Annotated in this window: 5 protein-coding genes; all 5 read right to left on the minus strand. The window is 30.7% G+C overall.

Going from position 1 to position 4,066, the window contains the following annotated elements:
* Positions 1-51 precede the first annotated feature (51 nt).
* Positions 52-612, minus strand: a complete 561-nt coding sequence (locus PLI06_10140; GenBank protein ID HOI77952.1) for a LemA family protein — start codon at positions 610-612, stop codon at positions 52-54.
* Between the two features lie 22 nt (positions 613-634).
* Positions 635-1,630: a hypothetical protein gene (locus PLI06_10145; GenBank protein HOI77953.1), complete on the minus strand. Its 996-nt coding sequence runs from the start codon at positions 1,628-1,630 to the stop codon at positions 635-637.
* Positions 1,631-1,633: 3 nt separating this feature from the next.
* On the minus strand, positions 1,634-2,173 hold the full coding sequence (locus PLI06_10150) for a hypothetical protein (GenBank protein HOI77954.1): 540 nt from the start codon (positions 2,171-2,173) through the stop codon (positions 1,634-1,636).
* A gap of 32 nt (positions 2,174-2,205) precedes the next feature.
* Complete coding sequence (gene clpP / locus PLI06_10155; protein ID HOI77955.1) at positions 2,206-2,790, minus strand: ATP-dependent Clp endopeptidase proteolytic subunit ClpP; 585 nt, start codon at positions 2,788-2,790, stop codon at positions 2,206-2,208.
* A gap of 36 nt (positions 2,791-2,826) precedes the next feature.
* Positions 2,827-4,066 (minus strand): trigger factor (gene tig, locus PLI06_10160; protein ID HOI77956.1); only part of this gene is annotated, 1,240 nt, incomplete at its 5' end.

Genomic DNA, 4,066 nt, shown 5'->3' on the forward strand with positions numbered 1-4,066 from the left:
AGAAAAATGCTTTTCTATTGTTTGAACTAACTTGATTGTATAGTGTTGCCATTATAATTTAACTTGAACCGCTTCCCTTTCTTCTTTATTTTCAATCTCAAATAAGTCCATTTTCTTAAAACTAAATATACTTGCTAAAATATTTGAAGGAAATGATTCTATTTTTATATTTAAATCTCTTACGTTTCCATTATAAAATCTTCTAGCCGCCTGAATCTTATCTTCTGTGTCAGTTAACTCTCTTTGAAGTTCTAAAAAATTAGTAGAAGCTTTTAAGTCTGGATAATTTTCTGAAACTGCGAATAATGATTTCAATGTTCCAGATAAGACATTTTCTGCTTCACTTTTCTCTTTTACATTATTTCCTGCTTGCATAGCTCTTGATCTAGCCTCTGCAACTTTTTCTAAAAGTTCTCTTTCATGAGTTGCATATCCTTTTACTGTTTCAACTAAATTAGGTACTAAATCATATCTTCTTTTTAATTGAACGTCTATATCAGACCAGGCTTCTTTTGATCTATTGATTAAAGCTATAAAGCCATTATATGCAGCAATAAAATATATTACAATTATTGCTACTAATCCTAAAATAACTAATGTTAATGTATCCATATTTTTACTTTTTTATTACTTTTTAATAACAACCAATTTCTTTAACAAGTGCATGTCCACAGACAGTGTATGTACATTCTGCAGCACACCCTCCTAATAAATAGAAATCTTCATTAGTTCTTGTACAAGTGCGAGATGGAGATGGACATGTATCTGGCTTTTTGTATCTGGTCTGATATCCGATAGAACACTTTTCTCTAGCAGTATTACTCCAGCCATGTGAACCTGTTGTACAACTACAAATAGTTTCAGTCGTTCCCATTTGGTAGCTTACTGTATTTACTTCAGTTTTTGACCAGTTATTATATTGCGTCCAACCAGAAGGACAGGTTTGAGAATTATAAAATTTACATATTTTAATGTTACTTTCAACTGTAACGACATCTCCTCCAATAATATTACATTGACTTTCAGTGTGAATGCTATTTATTAAAAAGGATTCCTCAGTGGTTGCGCAAAGAACTCCTTGTGACTGGTCCGCCGTACAAGAATGAACATTGTTATTGTAATTATAATCATTATAAGTGCAGGTCGGAGCACTTTCACCCCAAAAACTTGTATTTCCTGTTGTGCAACCGTAAACATTTCCATATTGATTAACAGTGCTACAACTTTTTGCCGCCCAATATCTGATTATTTCAACTGAATTATCTGGACAAACTGGGTTGATGCCAATTTTATGCATTGTATTTGATAACGAAGTTATTTCGGGGACAACATTTTCTAACAATCCATCAATATATTCTTTTGTTGCTATATGATTGTTTGCTGTTGGGTTAGCTGCTGATATAGTCCCCGAAACAATGCTATTACCAGAAGGATTAATATAATAACTAGAATCATCTGCATCTCTAAATACTGAAGCTCCTATTTCACCCATTTTTGTTTGAGCTGTTATGCTAGTATTTATTGGAGGATTATATGAGCTTGGCATAGTCGTTGGTTCTGTCCACGAATATACCGTATACCCTACAACTAAAAAAGATAAGATCGCATAAAAAAAATACTTTGTTTTCATATTTTATTCTTTTATACTGTTTACATACTTTGCCAAGAACTCTGTTTTTCCATGAATATTATAATCTGACTCAATTGTAATTTCGTCACCAACTTTTAAAATTTGTTTAAAATATTCTGCATTTCCCCTTACACCATTTACAGTTGTGTTTTCATCAATAACGACCACTAAATCTCTTTTCATTTGATCGTCAAAGTTAGTGCCAATTCCTTTTATAATAACGCTATTTGCTTGGACAGCAATAATTGTTCCTGATGTATTAAATATATCTCTTGGGATAGGTATGTCTAAATCTCTTACTGGATTTTCAAGTGCTCCTGGATTAACAGTTTCCATTGTTTCCCCTTTCTCTATAAAACCAACCATTCCTACATCCATAGAAGTTTCTGGAATTGGAACATAAACCTCAATTGAGAGATTACTTTTATCTGTTAATTTAATGAAAATTAAAATTATTGTAATTACAATAACTAATATAGATATTGTTAAAATAATTTTTTTATTACTAATTTTTGGTTCTTCTTTTTTTTTAAGTTCAGGCATATGTATTAAAGCTTTATTAATTATTAAAGCTATTATACCTTTTGTTTTATAACTTCGTCAACTACCCCATAAGCTTTTGCTTCATCTGCGCTTAAATAAAAATCTCTATCTGTGTCTTGCGTTATTTTATTTAATGGCTGTCCTGTGTGTTTAGCTAAAATGTGGTTCATTCTGTCTTTTATTTTTAAAATATGTTTTGCCGCAATCTCAACTTCGGTCGCTTGACCTTGAGCACCACCAAGCACTTGGTGGAGCATTATTTCTGAGTTAGGCAATGCGTATCTTTTTCCTTTTGCACCTGCGGCTAATAAAGTTGCACCCATAGATGCGGCAATACCAATTGCTACAGTTGAAACATCACATTCTATATATTGCATTGTATCATAAATAGCCATACCAGCTGTTACTGACCCCCCGGGACTATTAATATAAAACTGGATATCTGCTTTTGGATCTTTTGAGGCCAAAAACAAAAGTTGAGCAACAATAGAATTAGCTACCAAATCATCTATTGGTCCTGTTAATAATATTATTCTATCTTTTAATAATCTAGAATAAATATCATAAGCTCTTTCGCCTAAATTTGTTTTTTCTATTACTGTTGGAATTAAATTCATAATATTTATTATTAATTTTATCTTATTTAAGAAAAATTAACAACCTAAAATAGTAAATATTTTATCCCTCTTTAGCTCATCTTCAATATAATATCTTGCATCAGAATTTTTCATTTCCTCTTTAGCTTTTTCTTTGTCAGGATATTGGGCTGCTAATTCCTCTATTTTAGTATTGAGTTCATCTTCTGTTATACTAATATTTTCCTTTTTTTCTATTTCATGAAGCACTAAAAACCCTTTTACTCTTTCTTGTGCTACTTTTTCGAATTCTTTTTTTATCTCTTCTTCTGTTTTATTAACTTGTTTAAGATATTCATCAAATGTCATTTGAAGTTCATAAGAAACTCTATTTTTCAAGTTTTGTAAAAGTGCTTCGCCCTCCCTTTCAATTAAAGTTTGTGGCACTTCGACTTTAGTTTCTTTAGCTATTTTTTCTAAAACTTCTGTTCTGATTTTTTGTTTTTCAGACATTTGCTTTTCTTTTTCAAGTCCACTTCTTATACTTTCTTCCATTTTTTTAATTGATTCAAATCCTACACTTTTTGCAAATTCTTCATTTAATTCTGGAACTTCCATTTTTTGAACAGAGTCTACGTTAACACTTAATACAATTTTCTTTTTTTTATCTTTAGGATCATTTACCTTTATCTCTTTCTTTTCTCCCTTAACTAAACCTATTAATTCATTCTCTAATCCTTCTATATAATGCCCTTTTCCTAAAATAAATCTATCTTTTTTTTCTTTATCGTCATCAATATCATTCACCTTATAAGTAATTTCGATTAAATCTCCTTTTTCTGCCTTACCATCTTTTTGGAAAAACTTTGCCCTAGATTGAGCAAGCCAATTTATAGCATCATCAAACTCCTTTTCTTCAATTTTTATTTCTGTTTTAGGAGTTTCTTTTCCAATCTTTTTATAATCAGGAAGCTTTATTTCTGGTAAAATTTCAACCTCAGCTTTAAATTCAAAAGGATTACCTTGAGCCATTTTAAGTATTTCTACATTTGGTTCTTTAATGGCCTCTATACTTTCTTTTGTTACAATTTCAAACCATTTAGCAGATATACAGTCATTTGCTGCACGGGACAATATATGAGAAGGATCTACATGTGATTTTGCTATAGCTACGGGCACATGGCCTTTTCTAAAACCATCTATTTCTACTTCTTTAGCGATACATGTTAATGCTTCATCATAATATTTATCGAATTCTTCTGTTTCAACAACTACATTATATATAAGCTTGTTTTTTTCTTGTTTTTTTTCGTATGTC

Source organism: Methanofastidiosum sp. (genome assembly GCA_035362715.1).
In the GTDB taxonomy this organism is placed as follows: domain Archaea; phylum Methanobacteriota_B; class Thermococci; order Methanofastidiosales; family Methanofastidiosaceae; genus Methanofastidiosum.

Excerpts from the sequence above, each read along its gene's own strand:
- PLI06_10140 (HOI77952.1), bottom strand. The coding sequence starts at position 612 with ATGGATACATTAACATTAGTTATTTTAGGATTAGTAGCAATAATTGTA.
- PLI06_10145 (HOI77953.1), bottom strand. The coding sequence starts at position 1,630 with ATGAAAACAAAGTATTTTTTTTATGCGATCTTATCTTTTTTAGTTGTA.
- clpP (HOI77955.1), bottom strand. The coding sequence starts at position 2,790 with ATGAATTTAATTCCAACAGTAATAGAAAAAACAAATTTAGGCGAAAGA.
- PLI06_10150 (HOI77954.1), bottom strand. The coding sequence starts at position 2,173 with ATGCCTGAACTTAAAAAAAAAGAAGAACCAAAAATTAGTAATAAAAAA.